The following is a 22,894-nucleotide window of genomic DNA, read 5'->3' on the forward strand; positions in this document are numbered from 1 at the left end:
CGTTCATGCAGATTGAGTTGAAGCCGTTTCAGGCGCTGACATTGTGGAAGGAAATTGCCGTCTCCGAAGTGCGGGATGATGCGCATGACCTGACGATGCGGCAATTGGCGGTGCTGCTGACGGTTTATCTGGAGCCGCCACCGCACACGATTCGTGGTATGGCTGCCAAGCTGAAGGTGACAAAGCCGGTGATTACCCGCGCGCTGGATACAATGGGTGGTTATGGATTGGTGGACCGGCATCGTGATGAAAAAGACAAGCGCAACGTTCTCGTCAAGAGAACGGTAAAAGGTGCGCTCTATGTTGAAAAGCTCGGCGATCTCGTCATCGCCAAGGCAAGAGGATTACCCCTGTGACATTGGATAAACGGTTGAACGCGTTCCGCCCCGATCTGGCAGACGAAAGCCTGCGTGGGCAGGTAGAGGCGGAGCACTTCGTGGAAGGCAAACCCATGCGCATTGCCGATCCGGTCGTTGATGTGCGCGGCGAAGCGCGCGGCGATGCCGGTGTAACCACACAGTTCCTGTTCGGCGATGACGTTCTGGTGTTCGAAGACAGCAATGGCTGGTGCTGGGTGCAGAACGAGCGGGACGGATATGTCGGCTATGTCGTCGATACGGCGCTGGACAAGCGCTATGACGAGCCGACGCATATCGTCATCGCGCCGCGCACGTTTGTCTATCCGGGATCTGACCTGAAGTTCCCGCCAACCAATGCACTGTCCATGGGATCGCTTGTCACGATAAAGGGCGGCGAGGAACGCCGCGGTACGCTCTACGGCATCCTGCCAAGCGGCGAGGCCGTCATTGCCAAGCATCTCGTTCCGATCGATGAAGTCACCGACGATCACGTGGCGGTTGCCGAGACCCTGATGCACACGCCTTATCTATGGGGCGGCGTGTCCGGTTTCGGAATTGATTGCTCCGGTCTGGTCCAGTTGTCGCTGCTGATGACCGGTCAGTCCGTCTTGCGCGATTCCGACATGCAGGCTGATACGATCGGCGATGCGATCGAGCCGGATGCAAAGTACAACAATCTGAAGCGCGGTGATTTTGTTTTCTGGAAGGGCCATGCCGCGATGATGGCCAGCCATTCCATGCTGCTGCACGCAAGCGGTCATACGATGAGCGTGACACTTGAGCCTCTGCACGATGCCATCGAACGCATTGCCTATCTCTATGGCAAGCCGACAGCGGTACGGCGGCTCTAGTCAAATAAGCCCTCTGTTCGATGGAACAGAGGGCTTATCATTTGCTTTGCTTGTTTAGATTCAAGCCGCCGATAGCTCAGCCACCTGCTGGAATGTGCGGATGATCTGCAGGCAGGCGCGCGCCGCTTCCTGTCCCTTGATCAGGAAATGCCCGGTGAAGAAGTCGATATGCTGGGCGGTTTCCTGGAAATGATGCGGTGTCAGCACGGCTGACAGCATGGGAACACCGGTCTCCATCTGGGCGGTGAGAAGCGCATTGACCACAGTTCCGGCGACGAAATCGTGCCGGTAAATGCCGCCATCGACGACGAGACCTGTTGCGACAATCGCGTCGTACTGGCCAGTCTCGGCAAGCTTTTTGGCCAGCAGGGGAATGTCGAACGATCCCGGCACGTCATAGACGTCAAACCGTCCGGCGGTGACACCCTGGCTTTTGAGTTCGCCTTCAAAGCCGATACGGCACTGGTCAACGATTTCCGTATGCCATCGCGCCTGGATGAAGGCGATGCGCGGGGCGAAATGTGGGGTATTGTTATTCTGGAACTGATCCATGTCGGTCTCCTCAAGAGTTGACGTGAATCAGGGCACAACCAAAAACGGTCAGGGACTGCCGGAAAGGCAGCCCTTGCTTTCAGTTGTTCTCTTTCATCCGGACTATACCGTCGGCTTCGGAATTGCACCGAAATCTGCTGTCCTTTCCGGCAAACCGGAAAGCGCTCGCGGGCTCGCACCTGACATCTTTCGACACCCAGTGATTACCGCCGGTGGGGAATTGCACCCCGCCCTGAGAACACTTGCGCGGGCAATCTATCCGAAGGTTCTGGGCTGTCAAAGCCAAATTTTTCTAATACTGGGCTTTCCGGTCGACAATATTTTTAAGCGGCTCGCCGCGCTCGAAGGATTCGATCTGGGCGACAATCTCCGGAACCAGCGCCGACGGGCTGGAGCTTGCGGCCGCATGCGGGGTGATGATGACCTGCGGATGCGTCCATAACGGGCTGTCTTTCGGCAGGGGTTCCCTGTTGAACACATCAAGCGTGACAGCCGACAACATGCCGCGTTCCAGCGCGGCCAGGATATCCGCCTCGTTCTGCAGCCCGCCGCGACCGGCATTGATGAGAATCGGCGCGCCGAGCGGCCCGTCCGCCTTCATCTGGGCAAAAAGGCTCATCGACAGGATACCCTTGGTCTCCGGTGTCAGCGGCAGCAACGAAACGATGATATCCGCATCCTTCAGGAAATCCTTCAGGCCATCATTGCCAAAATGGCTGGTCACGCCTTCGACGCTCTGGGGACGGCGGCTCCAGCCGCTGACCTTGAATCCCAGCATTCGCAGCTTCAAGGCGGCATCACGGCCAAGCACGCCCATGCCGAGAATGCCGACATTGACCTCATGCGCCGCCGGCTGGCGCCGGTCCTCATGCCAGACCTTGCCTGCCTGCTGCTGCCGGTAGCGCAGGCCGAGGCGGTGGTGATCCAGCACCTGCCAGACCACATATTCCGTCATCCGCATCGTCAGATCAGGGGATACGATGCGCACGATGGGCACATCGGGAATCCTGTCATCATGGAAGACGTGATCCACACCGGCGCCCAATGAGAAAATGACTTCGAGGTTCGGCAGGTCCGCGAGGGAACCGGGGCGCTGTTTCCAGACCAGTGCGTAGCGAACCTTTTCCTTGTCCGTATAGGTGTTCAGGACAAGTTTGCGCTGCGGGGCGTTCTTGGCAAACTCCGATAGCCAGACCTCCGGGTCCCATCCCGTTACAGCCAGAAAAATCGTGTCGCTTGTCCCGGTCATTCGCTTACTGCTCCCTGTTCCGCCGTTTCTATCCTGAAGGCCGCTGCCATCAGTGCTTTTGTATAATCGCTCTTCGGATTGGCGAAGATTTCCTCCGACGGGCCATATTCAACCGCTTTGCCATTGCGCATGACAAGCACGTCATTGGCCAGCGCTTTCACCACCTTGAGATCGTGGCTGATGAAAAGATAGGCCAGATTGTGCTTTTGCTGCAATCCGCGCAAGAGGTCGACCACCTGTGCCTGCACGCTCATGTCGAGCGCCGAGGTCGGCTCGTCCAGCATGACGAAGCGCGGGTTGAGCACCATGGCCCGGGCAATGGCAATGCGCTGGCGCTGGCCGCCGGAAAATTCATGCGGATAGCGGAAGCGGTTTTCCGGATCGAGATTGACCTCCTTGAGTGCGGCAACGACGCGTGCATCCCGCTCGTCCACCGACAGTTTCGGCTCGTGCACGGCAAGGCCCTCGGCCACGATATCGGCGATTGACATGCGCGGCGACAGCGAGCCGAACGGGTCCTGAAACACGATCTGCAGCTCGCGGCGCAGCGGCCGCATCTGCTTGAATGAAAACTGGTTGATGTCCTTCTCGCCGAAGCGGATGACCCCCTGGGAGGAAATCATGCGCGACAGCGCAAGCCCGAGCGTGGTTTTGCCCGAGCCGGATTCGCCGACAACCCCGAGCGTCTGTCCGGCGCGGATGGTCACATCGATGCCATCGACGGCCTTCACATGGTCGACGGTCCGCCGCAGGAAACCCTGCTTGATCGGGAACCAGACCTTCACCTGCTCGCCGCGCATGACGGGCGCGGCGGACAGATCAGCGGAGGGGGGATTGCCTTTGGGTTCGGCGGCAAGCAGATGGCGCGTATATTCATGCTGCGGATTGTCGAAAATCTGCCTGGTGGGACCGGTTTCGACGATTTTACCCTTGGTCATGACACAGACGCGGTCGGCAATCTTGCGGACAATGCCGAGGTCATGCGTGATGAACAGCATGGACATGCCCTGCGCCTTTTTGAGGTCGGCAAGCAGTTGCAGGATCTGTGCCTGCACGGTCACATCGAGCGCGGTGGTCGGCTCATCGGCAATCAGCAGCTTCGGCTTGTTGGCGAGCGCCATGGCAATCATCACCCGCTGGCGCTGGCCGCCGGAGAGCTGGTGCGGGTAGGCATCGAGCCGTTTTTCCGGCTCGCGGATGCCCACTTCGTGCAGAAGCGCAAGCGTGCGTTGCCTCGCCGGTTTGTCAGCCATGCCCTGGTGCAGTTTCAGGACTTCGACAATCTGCTTCTCGATCGTATGGAGCGGATTGAGCGAGGTCATCGGCTCCTGGAAGATCATGGTGATGTCGTTGCCGCGCACACGCCGCAGATCGTTCTCGTCGCTGTCCAGAAGGTCCTGTCCGTTAAACAGGATCTGACCGGAGGGGTGCGAGGCCGGCGGGTAGGGCAGAAGCTTCAGGATCGACAGGGCCGAGACCGACTTCCCGGAACCGGATTCGCCGACGAGCGCAACCGTCTCGCCCTGAGCGATGTCGAACGAGACATGATCGACGGCAATCGACTGGCGGCCGTTCTGGGTAAAGGCAACCGAGAGATCACGGACGGAAAGGAGGGGGGACGCACTCATTTGAAAGCCTTGCGCGGATCGAATGCGTCACGGGTTGCCTCACCGACGAAGATCAGCAGCGACAGCATCAGCGAGATGACGACGAAACCGGTCAGGCCAAGCCATGGCGCCTGCAGATTGTTCTTGCCCTGAGCCAGCAGTTCGCCGAGCGAGGCAGAGCCCGGCGGCAGGCCGAAACCGAGGAAATCGAGCGAGGTGAGCGTCGTGATCGATCCGTTGAGGATGAAGGGCAGGAAGGTGAGCGTGGTCACCATGGCGTTGGGCAGAAGGTGACGGAACATGATTGTCCGGTCACGCACGCCAAGTGCACGCGCGGCATTCACATATTCGAAATTGCGGGCCCGCAGGAATTCAGCGCGGACGATGCCGACAAAATGCACCCATGAGAACAGCAGCATGATGCAGAGCAGGATCCAGAAGCCGGGCGGCAGGATCGAAGCCATGATCAGGAGAAGGTAGAGCGTGGGCACCGAAGACCAGATTTCAATGAAGCGCTGTGCCAGAAGATCGAGCCAGCCGCCGAAATAACCCTGCATGGCGCCGGCCGTCACCCCGATAACCGCAGACGCTGCCGTCAGGATCAGTCCGAACAGCACGGAAATGCGGAAACCATAGAGCGCCCGGGCAAACACGTCGCGCGCCTGATCATCCGTGCCCAGAATGTTCATGTTGCCGAACGTGCAGTTGGTGTCGTTCACACCCTGCGGATAGCGGGCACATCGCTCCTCCGGCGTATAGAGCCAGAATGGTTTTGACGGCGCCGTATCGGGAAGCTCGTTGTTGACGGTGCGGTAGGAATAGCGAATCGGCGGCCAAATGGCCCAGCCATTGGCGTTGATCTCGTCCTGGATCACGGGATCGCGATAGTCGGTCACCGCATAGAAGCCATTGAACTTCTCCTCCGGATAATCGACGAGAACGGGAAAGAGTATTTCGCCCTTGTAGGAAACAAGGATCGGCCGGTCATTGGCAATGAACTCGCCGAACAGCGAACCAATGAACAGGAACAGGAACAGCCACAGGGCCCACCAGCCGCGGCGGTTGGCCTTGAAGTTCTGCCAGCGCCGGGCATTGAGCGGCGACAGCCGCGGGCGCCGAACGGTGGGGGGTGAAGGCTGGGTGCCAATGCTTGTATCGGTCATCAGACGTCCCTCCGCTCGAAGTCGATGCGCGGGTCGATCCATGTATAGAGAAGATCGGACAGGAGACTGACGACGACGCCGACAAGGGCGAAAATATAGACCGTGGCTATCACCACCGGATAGTCGCGATTGATGATCGATTCATAGCCAAGCAACCCCAGTCCATCCAGCGAGAAAATCGCCTCGATCAGCAGCTGACCGGTGAAGAAGATCGAAATGAAGGCGCTGGGGAAACCGGCAATAACGATGAGCATGGCGTTGCGGAACACATGTCCATAGAGAATCTTGCCCTCGGTCAGGCCCTTGGCCCGCGCCGTGGTGACATATTGCTTGCGGATTTCATCGAGGAACGAATTCTTGGTCAGAAGGGTCGTCGTGGCGAAGGCCGACAGCAACATGGCCGTCAGCGGCAGGGCAATGTGCCAGGCATAGTCGACGATCTTGCCGAAGAACGAGAGCTCGGCGAAATTGTTGGACGTCAAACCGCGCAGCGGGAACCAGTCGAAGAACGAGCCGCCGGCAAAAAACACGATCAGCATGATGCCGAAGAGAAATCCCGGTATCGCGTAGCCAACCACGACAACGGCACTGGTCCACACGTCGAAGGCAGAACCGTCCTTGATAGCCTTGCGAATGCCGAGCGGAATGGAAATGGCATAGGATATCAGCGTCATCCACAGGCCGAGGGATATCGAGACAGGCAGTTTCTCCTTGATGAGCTGCACCACGCTGATATCGCGGAAATAGCTGTTGCCGAAATCGAAGCGCAGATAGTTCCATACCAGGATACGGAACCGCTCGAGCGGCGGCTTGTCCAGGCCGAACTGCTTTTCAAGGCTGGCTATGAAAGCGGGATCGAGGCCTTGAGCGCCGCGATATTTCGAGTTGGCCGTACCAAGGCCGAGCGTTTCATGGCTCTGACCAAAATCAGCACCGCCGCCGCCAATGCGGTCAAGCGCGTTGCCGCCCTGTCCGGTGAGCTGGCCGATAATACGCTGGACCGGACCGCCGGGGACGAACTGTACAATCACGAAGCAGACAAGCAGGACTCCGAACAGGGTCGGTATCATCAGAAGCAAACGCCGTAGAATATAGGCTCCCATTAAGACGGTGCTCCAGGAGATATCATTTTAAATCTTGCCAATTGCCTTTGCCTTTGCTTCGTCAAGCCACCAGAGCGTTTCAACCGGAAAGCCATAATCGGGTTTGGGCTCCTTGAAGCCGAACATATCCCAATAGGCGATGAGGTGATTCGCGCTGTACCAATTTGGAATCCAGTCACGCCTTATACGCAAGAGCCGATCCAGAACACGCATAATCGTGACCAGTTCTGCCCGTGACTTCACGTCACCGACTTTCTCGATCAGCGCATCGATCACCGGATCCGCAATGCCTGCAAAATTGGTCGATCCGGGCATGGCAGCCGATTTGGAGCCAAAGATGGACTGCAGGCTCTCCTGTGTCGGCGTGGAACCAAGGGAGTAGGCAGCACCCATCATATCGAAATCAAAGTCCTGCAGCCTGACCTGATACTGTGCCGGATCGACCAGTCGCAGGGTGGCATTGATGCCGATGGCGTTCAGATTGTTGATGAAAGGTGCCGAGGAGCGTGTGAAGACTTCCGCCTGGATCAACATTTCCAGATTGAGAGGTCTGCCACTGGCATCGACGAATTTGCCGTTCTGCCGCGTATAGCCCGCTGCTGTGATCAATTCGACCGCACGGCGCAGATTGTTTCTGTCGCGCCCCGAACCATCCGATACGGGTTGCAGGACCGCATCGCCGAAAATCTCCGGCGGCAGCCTGTTGCGCAGCGGCTCGATAATGGCCAGCTCTTCGGCGGAGGGTTTGCCTTCAGCGCGAAATTCCGATTTCTCGAACAGCGATTGCGAGCGTTTGTAGACATCGTAAAACAGGTTCTTGCTGGTCCATTCGAAGTCAAAACACAACGCGATGGCTTCGCGTATCCGAGGGTCGCGGAACTGTTCCCGGCGCTGATTCAGAGCCCAGGCCTGCATCACTGGCCGTTTTTCGCTGTAGAACTCGCGTTTGACGACACGCTTCTGCTGAATGGCCGGGAAATTGTATTCGGTCGCCCATGTCTTCGCGACGGATTCGGAGCGCCAGTAAATATCGCCCTTCTTGAAGGATTCGAAATCCGGTTGCCGGTCGCGAAAGAACTCGATGCGGATGTGGTCAAAATGGTTGGAGCCGCGTTGTACCGGCAAATCCTTTGCCCAGTAATCGGCAACGCGCTCGTATTCAATCGTTTGACCGGCAAGGATCATGCCCGCGCGATAGGCTCCCGAGCCGAGAGGCGCTTCCAGCGTCGATGCGCCGAAATCCCGCGTGGCGTACCACGCCTTGGAAAAGATCGGTATCCCTGCTGCGATGTCGAGAATGGCGCGGCCGGAATGCTTGCCGGAAAAGGTCAGACGCAATGTGTGGTCATCTTCGGCGACAATTTCGGTGAGTTCCGCCATCATCACCACGAGATCGGGGTGTCCCTTTGTCTTGAGCGTCTCATAGCTGAACACCGCATCGTGAGCCGTCAGGGGGGAGCCGTCGTGAAAACGCGCTTGCGGGCGCAACTTGAAAATGAATGTCCGCTTGTCCGGGGAAACCGTAACGCTTTCAGCAACCAGGCCATAAATGGAATCGGGCTCGTCCAGCGCCGATGTCATCAAGGAATCAAAGCACAATTCCACACGTGGCGGTGCATCGCCGCGTGCGCTGAAACCGTTCAGCGTGTTGAATGTCTGCGTTGACTGGTTGAAATACCATGTCGGCGGCGAGAAGCAGAACGTACCACCCTTCGGCGCATCGGGATTGGTGTATTCGAAATGCGTGAAATCCTTCGGATATTTGAGTTCGCCAAAGGCGGAAAGACCATGCAGCGGAACATCCGTCTTCACATCCGCCAGTGCCAGACGCGGAGTGAGGGCGGACAAAGCCGCTGCACTGGAATATTTCAGCAGATCGCGGCGATTGAGACGCCCGGCCATCATTGCGCGTGGGCTTTCAGAACTTGTTCCTTGGCAGGGTCAATCCACCAGGAAAGCGGGTCGACACCGATATAATCCGGTTGTTTTTCAGGCATGCCGAACTTGTTCCAGTAGGCGATCTTGACCCTGTCATCATACCACTGCGGAACAACATAGTAGTTCCACAGGAGAACCCGGTCGAGCGCACGGGTTGCGGCAACAAGCTCTTCACGGTCCTTGGCAAAGATGACCCTGTCGATCAGCTTGTCGATGGCCGGGTTTTTGATACCCATGTAATTGCGCCCGCCAGGCGTGTCGGCCGTGCTGGATCCCCAGAAATCGCGTTGCTCGTTGCCTGGCGACAGCGTTTGCCCGATCCCGGCGATTGCCATCACGTCAAAATCATAATCATTGACCCTGGCCGCGTACTGGGCAGCATCGACGGCCCGTATTTGCGCATCTATGCCTAGCTTGCGCAGATTCGTCATGAACGGTCCGATCGTACGTTCATTGCCCGGATCGTCCGCCAGAAATTCGATGGTCAGAGGTTGACCGGTCGCTGTATTGACGAGCTTTCCATTTTTCTGATCATAACCGGCCTCCCGCAAAAGCGTGACGGCCTTGCGCAAATTATCGCGTTGCGCCTGCGGTGTGTCAGAAACCGGGTTCTTGAATTCCTCGTTGAAAACCCCTTCCGGTACTTCACCTTTAACCGCTTGAAGTATCTCCAGTTCTTTGCCTGTCGGGAGGCCGCTCGATGCGAGTTCCGTGCCGGAGAAATAACTGTCTATTCGCTTGTATTGACCGAAAAATGCATTCTTGCTCATCGATTCAAAGTCGAAGGCAAAATTCAAGGCTTCGCGCACCTTGATATCCTTGAATTTGTCGCGGCGTGTGTTCAGGAGAAATCCTTGCATGCGACCAGACGACCGCTGTGGATACACGGCCTTGACGACATCACCCCGGGCGAACGCCGGGAAATCATAGCCACGCATCCAGCGGCCGATGCTCGGTTCGCCGCGGTAATCCTGGAATCCCCCCTTCTTGAAGGCTTCCCACATGGCGTTTGCGTCCCGGAAATATTCATAGCGAATACGATCGAAATTGTTGCGCCCGACATTGGTGGGGAGATCCTTGCCCCAGTAATCGGCTACCCGGCTCCATACGATGGTCTTGCCGAAGTCGACGCTTTCGATTTTGTAGGCAGCCGAGCCCAGAGGGATTTCCGTCGTGGGCTTGGTGATGTCGCGCTTCTTTCCGGATTGATCGGTGCCTTCCCACCAGTGCTTTGGCAAGACGGGAAACTCGCCGACAATGCTGGGCAACTCACGGTTCCCGCCGCTCGCAAACGTGAAGGTAACCTCTCGGTCCCCGGTCTTCTCGGCCTTTGTCACATCATGATAATACTTGTTGTAAATCGGGCTTTGCGCTTTCAGGGTATCGAACGACCAGATGACGTCATCGACGGTGATGGGCTGTCCATCATGCCATTTTGCAGCGGGGTTGAGGCGGAACTTTACCCAGGAAAAATCATCTGGGTAAGCAACTGCTTCTGCGAGAAGACCGTAATTTGTTGCCGGCTCATCAGGCGCCCGGCTGAGAAGCGTATCGTAGAGATATCCACCCAGTATGGTCCCGCCCGGAAGCCCCGCCGCAGACGTTCCCTGGACGACGAAGGGGTTGAGGCTGTCGAAGGAGCCTTGAGCAATTTGATTCAAGGTTCCGCCTTTGGGCGCATCGGGATTCACAAAATCAAAATGCTTGAAGCCCGGCCCGTATTTCGGCTTGCCCAGAGCGCTGACCGCCGTCCGCCATTCAGCATCCGCAGCCCGTGCATTCGATAGGGGGATCACGGCTGTCATGGCAAGGAGCGCGAGGCTGGCAACGAGCGGACGGAATTGCAAATCAGATCTCCACGGTTCTCTTTTTTGGTCAGTCTAAGAGAAAATGCGGCGGAGAACAGACCTTCGGCAAAAAAACACGCAGTCTTGATAGGATCAGGCTGACGGATACAAAAAAGCCGGGCACTGGACCCGGCTTTCCCTTGGAATTGACGGCTGACTTATTTTGTCGGTGCCGGCGCAGCGCCATCTGCAGGCTTTGCTGCATCGGCTGGCTTTTCACCGCCGGCTGGCGCGGCATCGGCAGCAGGAAGCGGCTTTGGACTGTCGGAGAGCGTGCGCAGGTAAGCGATCAGGTCCGCGCGTTCATTGTCTTTCTTGTCACCGGCAAAGCCCATGGCCGTGCCCTTGATGTAGCCCTTGGGCGACGTCAGGAAGTGGTTGAGATGGTCGAACGTCCAGAGTTCCTTGCCGCCCTTGGAGAAATCCTTGATGGCGCCGGAATAGCTGAAGCCTTCATGCGTCGCCATGGGACGGTCGACGATGTCCCAGAGGTTCGGGCCGACCTTGTTGGCGCCGCCCTTTTCACCGGTATGGCAAGCCTGGCAGCGCTTGAAAATCGCTTCGCCGCGCGTCGCGTCCGCCGATGCGAGCAGGGTTGCGATCGGCACGGCCGCAGCTGCTGCGGCTGGCGCGCCGGCTTCACCTTCACCGCCGGCTTCTGCAGCCTGGATGATAAAGCCGGGTTTTTCGGGCGCACGGGAATCAAATAAGAAATCCGAAAGGATGCCCGCTGTCATGACAACGAAAACTGTTGCCAGGAACGCCATGGCATATTTGTTGAATGCGCTCGAATCCATTGTCGATCATTGCTCCTCTTGCGGAGGTTCTCATTATCTGGTCAATGCAGACCGCTGCATAACTTGACGAGAGTCCCCTCGTGATCGCGCGGAAACTAGGTCTTTTGCTCAAGACTTGCAACACATATAAGGGCAGTTCTGCCTGAGACTTTTTGACACCGTAGGGTGCTTATGACGATGAAAATATTGACCCTGATTCCCGCCCGCATGGCCTCCACACGCTTGCCCGGCAAGCCATTGGCCGATATTGCCGGCAAGCCGATGATCGTGCATGTGGCTGAACGTGCCCTGGCGGCCGGTCTTGGCCGTGCCGTTGTTGCCACCGACAGCGCCGAGGTGAAGGTGGCGGTCGAAGCCCACGGACTTGAAGTGGTCATGACACGCAGCGATCATGAATCGGGTTCGGACCGCATCTATGAAGCCTTGCTGGCACTTGATCCGGAAGGCACTGTTGATGCCATCGTCAATGTCCAGGGCGACCTGCCGACCATTGATCCGGAATTGGTCAAACGCGCGCTCCTGCCGCTGCGTGAAGGTCCCGCCGATATCGCCACATTGTGTGTTGAGATCACCAGGGAAGATGAAAAGACCAATCCGAATGTGGTGAAGATCGTCGGGTCGGATATCGGCACCGGGAAAATGCGCGCGCTCTACTTTACGCGTGCGACGGCTCCCTACGGCAACGGCCCGCTCTACCACCACATCGGTCTGTATGCCTATCGCCGTGCAGCTCTGCAGCGATTCGTCAGCCTTGGCCCGTCGCCGCTCGAACAGCGCGAACGGCTGGAACAGCTGCGCGCGCTGGAAGCCGGCATGCGCATCGATGTCGAGATCGTTGATTCGGTGCCACTGGGTGTTGACACCCAGGAAGATCTTGAGCGGGCACGTGACATTCTTACTTCAATAAAGGGCAATTGATTATGGCCAAGACCAACCGCATCTCCTTTCAGGGCGAACCGGGTGCCAATTCCGACACCGCATGCCGGAACATGTTTCCGCACATGGAGCCGTTGCCATGCCCGACCTTTGAGGATGCGTTTAACGCGGTTGAAAGTGGCGCGGCTGATCTGGCGATGATCCCGATCGAGAACACGATCGCCGGGCGCGTGGCGGACATCCACCACCTCTTGCCGGAATCGCGCCTGCACATTGTCGGCGAATATTTTCTGCCGATCCATTTTCAGCTGATGGTTCTTCCGGGCACCAAGCGCAGCGAAATCGTCACGGTTCACAGCCATATCCACGCGCTGGGCCAGTGCCGCAAATACATCCGCAAGAATGGCTGGAAGCCGGTCATTGCCGGGGATACGGCGGGTGCGGCGCGGCTGGTCTCCGACGTCAAGGACAAGACGATGGCGGCACTTGCACCGCGGCTCGCCTCCAGCCTTTATGGTCTCGATATCCTGGAAGAGGATGTCGAGGACACGGAAAACAATGTCACGCGCTTCGTCGTCCTGAACAAGACGAAAAAGTGGGCACCGCGCACATCCGACGAACTCATGATGACGACCTTCGTCTTTCGCGTGCGCAACGTTCCGGCGGCGCTCTACAAGGCGATGGGCGGCTTTGCCACCAATGGCGTCAACATGACCAAGCTGGAAAGCTATCAGATTGACGGCAAGTTCACCGCCACGCAGTTTTACGCCGATATTGAAGGGCATCCGGATGACAAGAACGTTGCCCATGCCCTGGAAGAACTGGAATTCTTCTCCAAGGAGGTGCGGATTCTCGGGGTCTATCCCGCCGATACGACATTCCGCAGCAGCCAGGGCGAGGAAGAGTAGATTGACGGTCTAATCTTCCCAGTTTTCAACGCTGAGTCCCTCGACCCTCTGAAATTCACGGACATTGCGTGTGATGAGGGTCAGGGACCGTGCAAGGGCCTGCCCGGCGACCAAAACATCGTAAGGGCCGATGGGACTACCCGCGCGCGCAAGCTTTGCGCGCAACTCGCCTGCATATCGGGCGTCGTCCAGATCAAACTCAAGTGCCGGGAATTGCAGACTTTCAACAAGGCCCACATTCTGAACGGCGCGCTGTGATTTGTAGGCTCCGTAAAATAGTTCATGGGCAACAATGGTCGAGATTGCAAAATCCTGCGGCTGATGTCGACGCAGTCGGCTGTGCAGCCGTTCATTGCCTTTCAGCAACGCAATGATGGTGTTGGTATCAAGCAAGAATTTCATTTGAAATAGTCGAGATCAGGTCTTTCCTGCGGTACTGGCTTCTCGCCCGCAGCTTTTGCAAAGTCGTCGTCTAACGGGCATGAAAGCGCATCCAGCCAAGCCCAATTTTCCGGCATCGGCTCAAGAATCACGGATTGCCCGTGACGCCGTATACGAACCTCTGTTGCGTCAAATCGGAACTCCTTTGGAAGACGCACAGCCTGCGAGCGTCCGGACCAGAAGATTTTGGCTTTTTCCATGTCGCACCTCTTTTGAGATATGACAATGATATATACCAATTGGGCGATATTTTCAATTCAACCTTGGTAGGGCTTAAGCCCCGCTCTCAACCCAGCTGCGGATCAGATGGGCGGCGATGGCGCCGGGTGGCGGCGTCATCAATCCTTCGGGGTGCGTCCGGTCGAGCATCAGGGCGACTTCATCGCGTGTGAACCAGCGGCCCGCCTCCAGCTCCGCCTTGTCGAGCGTGTAATCGTCGGACAATGCTTCCGCATGGCAGCCGATCATCAGCGAATAGGGAAACGGCCAGGGTTGCGATGCGTGATAGACCACCCGGCCGATAGGCAGATTGGTTTCTTCCAGTGTCTCGCGCCGCACGGCATTTTCGATGGTTTCCCCCGGTTCAATGAACCCGGCAAGGCAGGAATACATGCCTGGTCCGAAATGGGGTCCACGCGCCAGAAGACATTTATCGCCGCGCACCACCATCATGATGGCAACCGGATCGGTGCGCGGGAAATGCTGGGCGTCGCAATTCGGGCAAGTGCGCCGGTACCCGCCATCGCGCATCACCGTTTCCGTGCCGCAGCGGCCGCAGAAACGGTGATTCTCATGCCAGGTCAGCAGCGAAACAGCCTGCGCCATGGCGCCCAGCTGGTCTTCGGGTATGAGGCCTTGCGTATAGACCGGACGGTATTCAATGGCCTTGATTGTCTCGGGAAGGGCTGCCAGATCGATACCGCTCACGGCGGCGAGAACCGGCATGTCCTCCTGCATTCCCAGATAGATTGTCCTGTTCGGGTGGGGCAACAGCGCTGCTGCTTCTTCAAGGCCGAAAAAGGCATTGCCCATGCCGTTTCCCTGCGACACCAGTATCTGGCCTTGCCCGATCAGCAGCATACGCGCTTTTGCATCCGCAAGTGCGACCGTCACCACATCATCGCTGCGGTTTTCAGAATGGCGGTTTATCCTGTTGCCGGCAAAGCCGACGAAGCGGCTCGCTTCCGCTTCCGGAACATCATAAAGGCGAAATGACATAAGTGGGGCTCCAGAAGACCGGTCCGGAATGGGACTATGTGATGATACTGATTAGATAGCGTTGAGAATGGCGTTCGCAAAGTCCCGTGCGTCTTTTTCGCCGTAGGGTTCGCGCGTGCCATAGCCCCAGACGGGACCGGGCCATGCCGGATCTCCGGTGTTGCGAGCAATGATATGCAAGTGCAACTGCCGGACGATATTGCCGAGAGCACCGGTGTTGATCTTTTCGCAATTGACGACAGCCTTGAGCGCCTGTGCGGCAATGCCCGATTCAAAGACAAGCATTGTCTGGTCGAGGGGGGTGAGGTCGTGAATCTCGCTGATATCAGCCCTTTGCGGCACGAGAATGAGCCAAGGCCAGCGCCGGTCATTCATCAGGCGCAGATCGCAAAGGCCCAGCCTTGCAATGGGAATCGTATCAGCTGCAAGTTTGCTATCGAGTATGAACGTCATGATTTGCAACAATTAGCAGTTTTTTTGTGGTCCCGCTTGCTTTTTGCGCAAAGATTGCCGATATGAGCCTCGGGAGGTTGGTGGTGGACGAGCCACTCGCCAACCGGGTCAGGTCCGGAAGGAAGCAGCCCCAACGAGCCAGGCACGGGTCGCCGTGCCAGCCTCCCACCTTTATCCTCTTTAAAGCCGTGATCCGGCATTGACGCTGCGGTGTGCAGCGGTACAAACTTGCCTGGTGGAACGAATTTGACATCACGCGAGACAAGCGAATGTCAGAATCGGACAATTAGCGCCATGAAGAGTAATGCAGGAGCGGAATCAACCGGGATGGACACCAAAACGGCAGATAGCGCCTATCGCGTGCTTGCCCGCAAATATCGCCCGCAGAATTTCGACGATCTGGTCGGTCAGGAGCCGATGGTTCGGACCCTGACCAATGCGTTCGAGACTGGCCGCATTGCGCAGGCATGGATGCTGACGGGTGTTAGGGGGGTCGGCAAGACCACCACTGCCCGCATTCTGGCCCGCGCCCTCAACTACAAGACGGCGGAAATCGACAAGCCAACGATCGACCTGTCTGTTCCCGGTGAACATTGTCAGGCGATCATGGAAGGCCGCCATGTCGATGTCATCGAGATGGACGCCGCCTCGCATACGGGTATCGATGACATCCGTGAAATCATCGAACAGGTTCGCTACCGCCCGGTTTCGGCCCGGTACAAAGTCTATATCATCGACGAAGTGCACATGCTGTCCAATCAGGCCTTCAACGGCCTGTTGAAAACATTGGAAGAGCCGCCGCCCCACGTCAAATTCATCTTCGCCACCACCGAAATCCGTAAAGTTCCGATCACGGTGCTGTCGCGCTGCCAGCGTTTCGACCTGCGCCGTATCGACGCGAACATGCTGACGACGCTGCTGAAGAAGATTGCCGACAAGGAGAGCATCACGGTTGATGCCGCATCCCTGGCGATGATCGCCCGTGCGGGCGAGGGTTCGGCGCGTGATTCCCTGTCGATCTTCGATCAGGCAATCGCCCATGGTGCGGGTAATGTCGACGCCGAGACCGTACGCTCCATGCTGGGCCTGGCGGATCGTGCCCGGATCATTGATCTTTTCGAGATGCTGATGCGTGGTGATGTGGCCTCTGCCCTGCGCGAGTTTCGTGCCCAGTATGATGTCGGCGCCGACCCCAGTGTTGTTCTTTCCGATCTTGCCGATTTCAACCATCTGGTGACGCGCATTCGCTTCACCCCGGATGTGGCAGACGATATTTCCCTGTCCGAGGATGAACGCCTGCGCGGCCGGGATTATGCCGAAAAGCTTTCCATCCGGGTTCTCTCCCGGACATGGCAGATGCTGCTGAAAGGCATTGCCGAGGTGGACGCGTCCAATCGCCCCGTCCAGGCTGCAGAAATGCTGTTGATCCGGCTGGCGCATGCAGCCGATTTGCCGACGCTGGATGAAGCTCTGAAATCGCTGGAAAATGGGGCGTCTTCCTCCCTGCAGCCTCCGCGAAGCGACGGTCCGCGTCCCGGCAATGGCGGCGGCGAGGCCATGAGCCGCGCCGCTCCGGCGGACGCTGTCGCACCCGGGCGCGGTTCCGTTGCCTCTGGTGGTGGTGCAACCATGCGGCTGGTTGAGCAGTCAGTGCAGCCGGCACCTGTTGTGCCGGTGCAACCGGCTGCCGAAGAACTGGCGCCGGCTGTTCCTGTTACCAGCATCGCCGATATTGTAGCGCTCGCCGACAAACAGCGTAACATGCAGTTCAAAATACTGGTCAAGAACTGTGTGCGGCTCGTCAGCATCAAGCCGGGACGGCTCGAGATCAATCTGACCGACGACGCGCCAAAAACGCTTTTGACAGACCTGTCACAGAAACTAAGTGAATGGACCGGTACGCGCTGGATGGTATCGCTGTCGCGGGAACAGGGCGGCCGGACCATCAATGAAACCGAGACGGCCCGGCGCGATTCCATGCTCAGCGATGCGCGCGCCGATCCGGATGTCGCGGCGATCCTGTCGCGGTTCCCGGGTGCCAAGATTATCAATGTACGGATCGCAACACCCGCCGGGCAGGCAGGTGGCGACCCGGATGGCATGGACGGGATCGGCTCCGGCGATGATACGCTGGCCCCTGTCGAAGAAGATGATTGATCAAAAGGAGTTTTTCCCATGCGTGACATTATGGGCATGATGAAACAGGCCAAGGAAATGCAGGGCAAGATGGCTGCCATGCAGGAAGAAATCGCGGCGCTGGAGGCGGAGGGCTATTCCGGCGGCGGTCTCGTCACGGTCAAGCTGTCCGGTAAGGGGGCGCTAACCTCGCTCAAGATTGATCCATCGCTCTTCAAGGAAGATGATGTCGAGATTCTCGAAGATCTGATCATCGCCGCCCACAACGAGGCAAAAGCCAAGGTCGAGGCCATCATGGCCGAAAAGACCCAGGCATTGACAGCAGGCCTGCCAATTCCTCCGGGGTTCAAACTGCCGTTCTGATCATTGCAATGCAACTGCAAGACGGTTGGAAACGATGTCGGCATAGTTTATAGTTATTCTTGGAGTGGGTGGTAAGTTTTCACTCACCACCCGTACCTTATCTGTAAAGATTTACCCGGACGGTCCATGACCAGCTCGTCCGGGTTCTCTTTATATTAAGGGTGATGCTAAACGGAAAAATCCGCATAGAGTCACCTCCAAGTTCAAAGGCAAGGCTGTTGCCGCAGTCGGGTAGCCCATTCTCCCGATGCACCGGCTGATACGGTGCATCTGCTTCGCCTTCGAACCTTTGCGCTGTTCGCGCTTGAGGTGATGATTGCTTCGATTGTCGCCGGCAACAACGAATGCAGGGTTGTAAAATATCGCCCACTTTTTTGCTTGGGTTGAGTTCGCGGTGCGTCTCCGATTCCCTATGGGCGAAATTTGCTTTAAACCGGCGATATGTCGAAACGAATCGCCGGTCCCGAAATTGAACGCTTGATCCAGCTTTTGGCCAAAGTGCCGGGGCTCGGGCCGCGTTCCGCCCGCCGCGCCGCGCTGCATCTCATCAAGAAGAAGGAGGCGCTGCTGATCCCGTTGGGTTCTGCCATGCAGGACGCAGCGGACAAGGTGCGTATCTGCACCACATGCGGCAATGTCGATACATCTGATCCGTGCATGATCTGTACCGATCCGCGTCGTGAACGGGCGACGCTGATTGTGGTTGAGGACGTTGCCGACCTTTGGGCGCTGGAGCGGGCCGGTTCAATGAACGTCCGCTATCATGTGCTGGGCGGCCGGCTGTCGCCGCTGGATGGTGTCGGTCCAGATGATCTCAACATCGGCAGCCTTGTCAGCCGCGTGGCGGAAGACGAGATCAAGGAGGTCATTCTCGCCGTCAATGCGACGGTCGAGGGGCAGACGACGGCTCATTACATCACGGACCAGCTTGCGGATTTTGACGTGCGTATCACGCGCTTGGCGCATGGCGTTCCGGTCGGCGGGGAACTCGACTATCTGGACGAGGGCACGCTGGCTGCTGCCCTGCGCGCGCGGACCTCTTTATAGGGAGAAGGCTTTTGATGAGACGCCCGATGCGACTTGCCCTTGCGGCGTTGATTGCGACCTTTCTCTATGCAACAGCCGGGTTGGCCGCGTCAAAACCGGAAGTTGAAGCACAGTTCTGGGCGTGGCTTGTCAACGATCTTTGGCCCGAAGCCAAGGCGCAGGGCATTTCCAAAGCGGTTTTCGATCAGGCTTTTTCGGGCGTCACGCTCAATTTCGATTTGCCCGACCTGATCATGCCGGGCGAAAAACCGCAGACGCCCAAGGAGCAGCGGCAATCCGAGTTCGGCTCTCCCGGCAAGTATTTCAACGACAAGACGGTCAACGCGGTGACATCGGGAGGCACAGCGCGGTCCGGCCAGTTTGCCAAAATCCTCAAAGCCGTTGAAAGCAAATATGGCGTTCCGGGGCCGATCGTTCTTGCCATCTGGGGACGCGAAAGCGGTTATGGCAGCGTGAAAATCCCTTACAACGCCTTTGCCGTCCTCGGCACGAAAGCCTTTATGGCAACGCGCAAGGACATGTTCCGCAAGGAGCTTTTGGCTGCGCTCCAGATTGTGGAGAAAGGCTATATCGACGTTGCAAGCATGAAAAGCTCGTGGGCAGGTGCACTGGGCCAGCCGCAATTCATGCCGACATCCTATCTCGAGCATGCAGTGGATTTTGACGGCGACGGCAAGCGGGACATCTGGAATTCCGTTCCCGATACGCTCGGTTCCATCGGTCATTATCTCGCGCAGTATGGATGGCAGCGCGGCCGTGATTGGGGTTACGAAGTCAATGTCCCGCAGACTGTCAGCTGCTCCCTGGAAGGCCCGGATCAGGGCAAGCCTTTCGTCGCATGGGCCAAGCTTGGCATCACCCGGGTCAATGGCAAGCCGTTTCCGGCCAGCGAAACCAATCGCGAGGGCTTCCTGCTGATGCCGGCCGGGCGTCATGGCCCGGCTTTTGTGGTCACCAAGAATTTCTACGTGATCAAGGAATACAATATGAGCGATCTCTACGCGCTCTTCATCGGACATGTGGGTGACCGTATCGCCAATGGTGCGAAGGGTTTTTCCGCTGGCTGGGGTGATGTCGGCGGGCTCTATCGCTCGGACATCGCCGGTTTGCAGAGGGCGCTGGAAAAAAAGGGTTATGACGCCGGTGGAGCCGACGGTTTTCCTGGCTTCAAGACACGGCGCTCCATCGGCGATTGGCAAACGAAACAGGGCCTGCCTGCCACCTGCTTTCCCGACAAGGATCTGGTCAAGGCGATCCGTTGAACGCCGAGGCAATATCAATCAGATGTCTGAGCGCTGGCGACGGATCGTCTCGGCGCCAGACAAGCCCGGTCTCGATCCGAGGCGGCGTGCCTGACAATTTCAGGTAGCGAACGCCGGAACGGCCAAGATTCCGCAGCGATTCCGGCACCAGAGCGATTCCCATCCCCGCAGAGACCAGGCTGATGATTGTCTGCATCTGGATGGCTTCCTGCCCGACGCATGGGACGGCACCGTTGCCGGCATAATAGCCGGTGATCAGATCGTGAAAGGCCGGCGCGCTGCGGCGGGGAAAGATAATCAGCGGCTCCGACAGAGCGCCTTTGATGTCGAGCGCTCCGTTGGAGAGAGCCAACCTGCCTGATGCTACCCATTCCTCCGGGACTGCAGCGACAAGTTCCTCCTGAAGCAATGACAGATAGGTGAGAGAAGCGTGAAGGCTGGTCTGCGACGGCGGGATGATCAAGCCTGCGTGAATGTCTCCGTTCAGAAGCGCTTCGATCTGCACATCACTCGTTGCCTCCTGCAGGCCGATCTGCACGCCGGGATAATCCGTCTTGTAACGGCCGAGCAGTGCCGGCAGCAGGCTGTAATCGGCTGTGCTGACGAAAGCGAGTTTCAAATTGCCCATGGTGCCGTGCGCGAGCTGCCGGGCAATGCCGGGGAGCGCGCCTGCTGCGTCCAGAACCTTGCGCACATGGTCCAGCCATTGCGCGCCCGCAGGCGTCAGCGCGACGCTGCGCTTGGTGCGCGTGAACAGTTCGACGCCGATCTCCTCTTCGAGCGCGAGTATGGTTTGGCTGAGCGGCGGTTGGGTCATGTTGAGCCGCGTCGCAGCTCTCCCGAAATGCAGTTCTTCGGCAACAGTGATAAAGTAGCGCAGCTGACGCAGATCCATGCCGCATTTCTAATATAAAATACGACCTAATCAAGTGTGAATTATATATTTCACACGTGTTTGGAAGCGCTCTAAACAATAGGCAATCCGGTCTTGAACCAAAATATCCTAGTGGAGAAACAGTCATGGCAGTCAATGAACGCTCGAAACACATCACGCAGGGAATAGCGCGCTCGCCCAACCGGGCCATGTATTATGCGCTCGGGTATGAGAAGGCGGATTTTGACAAGCCGATGATCGGCATTGCCAATGGCCATTCCACCATCACGCCTTGCAATGCCGGTTTGCAGCCGCTCGCCGACGCGGCGGTTGCGGCGGTCAAGGCAGCGGGCGGCAATCCGCAAATCTTCGGCACGCCGACCATCTCCGATGGAATGGCGATGGGCACGGAGGGCATGAAATACTCGCTGATCTCGCGCGAGGTGATCGCCGATTGCATCGAAACCTGCGTGAACGGTCAATGGATGGACGGCGTTCTGGTGCTAGGCGGCTGCGACAAGAATATGCCCGGCGGCATGATGGCCATTGCCCGGACCAATGTTCCGGCGATCTATGTCTATGGCGGCACGATCAAACCGGGTAAATGGAAGGGCAAGGATCTTTCCATCGTTTCTTCCTTCGAAGCCGTGGGTTCCTTCATGGCGGGCAAGATGAGTCAGGAAGATTTTGAAGGCATCGAGCGGCATGCCTGTCCCTCCACCGGTTCCTGCGGCGGCATGTATACAGCAAACACCATGAGCTCTTCGTTCGAGGCACTGGGCATGTCATTGATGTCCTCGTCGACCATGGCCAATCCGGATGCCGAAAAGGCGGACAGCACAGCCGAGTCCGCACGCGTTCTGGTCGAAGCTGTGCGCCGGGGTATCCGGCCGCGGGACATCATCACCCGCAATTCCATCGAGAATGCCGTATCGCTGATCATGGCCACCGGCGGGTCGACCAATGGCGTGCTGCATTTTCTGGCCATCGCCCACGCGGCGGAAGTCGACTGGACGCTGGATGATTTCGAGCGCGTGCGCCGCAAGGTTCCGGTAATCTGCAACCTTCGGCCATCAGGCCAATACATGGCTGTGGACCTGCACCAGGTCGGCGGAATCCCGCAGGTCCTGAAAATCCTGCTCAATGCCGGGTTGCTGCATGGTGACTGCCTGACGATCACCGGCCGCACCATTGCCGAAGAATTGGCCCACGTTCCAGATGCTCCGCCCGCCGATCAGAACATCATCAGACCCATCGACAAGGCCCTCTACAAGGAGGGACATTTGGCTATCCTCAGGGGAAATCTGGCGACGGATGGCGCTGTTGCAAAAATCACCGGCCTCAAAAACCCGGTTATCCGGGGCCCCGCAAGGGTGTTCGATGACGAGCAGTCGGCGATGGACGCCATCCTCTCGGACAAGATCAGGCCGGGCGATGTGCTGGTCCTGCGTTACCTCGGCCCCAAGGGCGGGCCCGGCATGCCGGAAATGCTGGCGCCGACATCGGCAATCATCGGACGCGGTCTGGGTGAAAGCGTCGGGCTCATCACCGACGGACGGTTCTCCGGGGGAACCTGGGGCATGGTGGTCGGCCATGTCACGCCGGAAGCGTTCGAGGGCGGCGCAATTGCCCTCGTCAGGGAGGGCGACACGATTACCATCGATGCCCACAAGCAGCTGCTGCAACTTGAAGTCAGTGATGCCGAGCTGGAAGCGCGCCGCAAGGCATGGCAGCAGCCCGCACCCCGCTATACACGGGGTGTCCTCGCGAAATTTGCCACGCTGACCAAATCCGCCAGTGAAGGAGCAGTCACGGGCTAGGAAGGCGGATTCTCCCATTGTCGCGATGGC

Annotated in this window: 22 protein-coding genes, 1 other RNA gene and 1 riboswitch; of the genes, 10 read left to right on the plus strand and 13 right to left on the minus strand. The window is 57.9% G+C overall.

The window, feature by feature from the left end; genetic code table 11:
- The first annotated feature begins 5 nt into the window (after positions 1–5).
- Together ACZ5FP_RS05210 and ACZ5FP_RS05215 are read left to right on the plus strand one after the other, a co-directional pair.
- On the plus strand, positions 6–356 hold the full coding sequence (locus tag ACZ5FP_RS05210) for a MarR family transcriptional regulator (RefSeq protein WP_105736645.1): 351 nt from the start codon (positions 6–8) through the stop codon (positions 354–356).
- Entirely contained in the window at positions 344–1,210 is an 867-nt protein-coding gene (locus ACZ5FP_RS05215; protein ID WP_464663178.1) for a C40 family peptidase, read from the plus strand. Before ACZ5FP_RS05210 ends, ACZ5FP_RS05215 begins: the two co-directional genes overlap by 13 nt.
- A 60-nt stretch (positions 1,211–1,270) precedes the next feature.
- On the opposite strand, the gene ACZ5FP_RS05220 is transcribed toward ACZ5FP_RS05215, so the two are convergent.
- The 8 genes from ACZ5FP_RS05220 to ACZ5FP_RS05255 all read right to left on the minus strand — a co-directional run bounded on the left by ACZ5FP_RS05220 (position 1,271) and on the right by ACZ5FP_RS05255 (position 11,466).
- Positions 1,271–1,762 (minus strand): 6,7-dimethyl-8-ribityllumazine synthase, encoded by a 492-nt coding sequence (locus tag ACZ5FP_RS05220; protein ID WP_464662550.1) that lies wholly within the window; start codon positions 1,760–1,762, stop codon positions 1,271–1,273.
- 81 nt (positions 1,763–1,843) lie between these two features.
- Positions 1,844–2,006, minus strand: a riboswitch (FMN riboswitch).
- A 48-nt stretch (positions 2,007–2,054) separates the two neighbouring features.
- Positions 2,055–3,011, minus strand: a complete 957-nt coding sequence (locus ACZ5FP_RS05225; protein WP_464662552.1) for a 2-hydroxyacid dehydrogenase — start codon at positions 3,009–3,011, stop codon at positions 2,055–2,057.
- Positions 3,008–4,639 carry an ABC transporter ATP-binding protein gene (locus ACZ5FP_RS05230; protein WP_464662553.1) on the minus strand — a complete coding sequence of 544 codons (1,632 nt, stop codon included), beginning with the start codon at positions 4,637–4,639 and terminating at the stop codon, positions 3,008–3,010. The genes ACZ5FP_RS05225 and ACZ5FP_RS05230 overlap by 4 nt, the downstream gene beginning before the upstream one ends.
- A complete protein-coding gene (locus tag ACZ5FP_RS05235) occupies positions 4,636–5,781 on the minus strand; it encodes an ABC transporter permease (RefSeq protein ID WP_464662554.1) in 1,146 nt (381 codons plus the stop codon). Before ACZ5FP_RS05235 ends, ACZ5FP_RS05230 begins: the two co-directional genes overlap by 4 nt.
- The gene (locus ACZ5FP_RS05240) at positions 5,781–6,884 is read right to left on the minus strand and encodes a microcin C ABC transporter permease YejB (protein WP_464662556.1); all 1,104 of its coding nucleotides are present in this window, start codon (positions 6,882–6,884) and stop codon (positions 5,781–5,783) included. The genes ACZ5FP_RS05235 and ACZ5FP_RS05240 overlap by 1 nt, the downstream gene beginning before the upstream one ends.
- Before the next feature lie 27 nt (positions 6,885–6,911).
- Entirely contained in the window at positions 6,912–8,786 is a 1,875-nt protein-coding gene (locus ACZ5FP_RS05245) for an extracellular solute-binding protein (protein ID WP_464663179.1), read from the minus strand.
- Positions 8,786–10,627 (minus strand): extracellular solute-binding protein, encoded by a 1,842-nt coding sequence (locus ACZ5FP_RS05250; RefSeq protein ID WP_464663181.1) that lies wholly within the window; start codon positions 10,625–10,627, stop codon positions 8,786–8,788. The genes ACZ5FP_RS05245 and ACZ5FP_RS05250 overlap by 1 nt, the downstream gene beginning before the upstream one ends.
- A gap of 200 nt (positions 10,628–10,827) precedes the next feature.
- A complete protein-coding gene (locus ACZ5FP_RS05255) occupies positions 10,828–11,466 on the minus strand; it encodes a c-type cytochrome (protein ID WP_223611997.1) in 639 nt (212 codons plus the stop codon).
- A 165-nt stretch (positions 11,467–11,631) separates the two neighbouring features.
- Here ACZ5FP_RS05255 and ACZ5FP_RS05260 point away from each other — a divergent pair, with 165 nt between their 5' ends.
- Both ACZ5FP_RS05260 and ACZ5FP_RS05265 read left to right on the plus strand, forming a co-directional pair.
- Positions 11,632–12,384 (plus strand): 3-deoxy-manno-octulosonate cytidylyltransferase, encoded by a 753-nt coding sequence (locus tag ACZ5FP_RS05260; RefSeq protein ID WP_288191753.1) that lies wholly within the window; start codon positions 11,632–11,634, stop codon positions 12,382–12,384.
- A gap of 2 nt (positions 12,385–12,386) precedes the next feature.
- Positions 12,387–13,250, plus strand: coding sequence for a prephenate dehydratase (locus ACZ5FP_RS05265; protein WP_464662558.1), 864 nt, complete (start codon positions 12,387–12,389; stop codon positions 13,248–13,250).
- Positions 13,251–13,259: 9 nt separating this feature from the next.
- Here the strand turns inward: ACZ5FP_RS05265 and ACZ5FP_RS05270 are convergent, their stop codons facing one another.
- From ACZ5FP_RS05270 to ACZ5FP_RS05285, 4 genes are all read right to left on the minus strand, one after another.
- Positions 13,260–13,652 (minus strand): PIN domain-containing protein, encoded by a 393-nt coding sequence (locus ACZ5FP_RS05270; RefSeq protein WP_464662559.1) that lies wholly within the window; start codon positions 13,650–13,652, stop codon positions 13,260–13,262.
- The gene (locus ACZ5FP_RS05275) at positions 13,649–13,891 is read right to left on the minus strand and encodes an antitoxin (RefSeq protein WP_464662561.1); all 243 of its coding nucleotides are present in this window, start codon (positions 13,889–13,891) and stop codon (positions 13,649–13,651) included. The genes ACZ5FP_RS05270 and ACZ5FP_RS05275 overlap by 4 nt, the downstream gene beginning before the upstream one ends.
- A gap of 73 nt (positions 13,892–13,964) precedes the next feature.
- Complete coding sequence (nudC, locus tag ACZ5FP_RS05280) at positions 13,965–14,909, minus strand: NAD(+) diphosphatase (protein WP_464662563.1); 945 nt, start codon at positions 14,907–14,909, stop codon at positions 13,965–13,967.
- A 51-nt stretch (positions 14,910–14,960) separates the two neighbouring features.
- Positions 14,961–15,365, minus strand: a complete 405-nt coding sequence (locus tag ACZ5FP_RS05285; RefSeq protein ID WP_105736783.1) for an HIT domain-containing protein — start codon at positions 15,363–15,365, stop codon at positions 14,961–14,963.
- A gap of 69 nt (positions 15,366–15,434) precedes the next feature.
- Here ACZ5FP_RS05285 and ffs point away from each other — a divergent pair.
- From ffs to ACZ5FP_RS05310, 5 genes are all read left to right on the plus strand, one after another.
- An RNA gene (gene ffs / locus ACZ5FP_RS05290) (signal recognition particle sRNA small type) lies at positions 15,435–15,531 on the plus strand.
- Positions 15,532–15,656: 125 nt separating this feature from the next.
- Positions 15,657–17,519, plus strand: a complete 1,863-nt coding sequence (locus ACZ5FP_RS05295; RefSeq protein ID WP_464662565.1) for a DNA polymerase III subunit gamma/tau — start codon at positions 15,657–15,659, stop codon at positions 17,517–17,519.
- 18 nt (positions 17,520–17,537) lie between these two features.
- Entirely contained in the window at positions 17,538–17,861 is a 324-nt protein-coding gene (locus ACZ5FP_RS05300) for a YbaB/EbfC family nucleoid-associated protein (RefSeq protein ID WP_464662567.1), read from the plus strand.
- A 441-nt stretch (positions 17,862–18,302) separates the two neighbouring features.
- Complete coding sequence (recR, locus tag ACZ5FP_RS05305) at positions 18,303–18,908, plus strand: recombination mediator RecR (protein WP_464662569.1); 606 nt, start codon at positions 18,303–18,305, stop codon at positions 18,906–18,908.
- Positions 18,909–18,934: 26 nt separating this feature from the next.
- A complete protein-coding gene (locus tag ACZ5FP_RS05310) occupies positions 18,935–20,170 on the plus strand; it encodes a lytic murein transglycosylase (RefSeq protein WP_464662571.1) in 1,236 nt (411 codons plus the stop codon).
- Here the strand turns inward: ACZ5FP_RS05310 and ACZ5FP_RS05315 are convergent.
- A complete protein-coding gene (locus ACZ5FP_RS05315; RefSeq protein WP_464662573.1) occupies positions 20,154–21,065 on the minus strand; it encodes a LysR family transcriptional regulator in 912 nt (303 codons plus the stop codon). The genes ACZ5FP_RS05310 and ACZ5FP_RS05315 overlap by 17 nt on opposite strands.
- A gap of 125 nt (positions 21,066–21,190) precedes the next feature.
- Between ACZ5FP_RS05315 and ilvD the strand changes: the two genes are divergently transcribed.
- On the plus strand, positions 21,191–22,864 hold the full coding sequence (gene ilvD, locus ACZ5FP_RS05320) for a dihydroxy-acid dehydratase (RefSeq protein WP_464662575.1): 1,674 nt from the start codon (positions 21,191–21,193) through the stop codon (positions 22,862–22,864).
- The last annotated feature ends 30 nt before the right edge of the window (positions 22,865–22,894 follow it).

This window comes from Phyllobacterium sp. T2-21, from assembly GCF_055378485.1.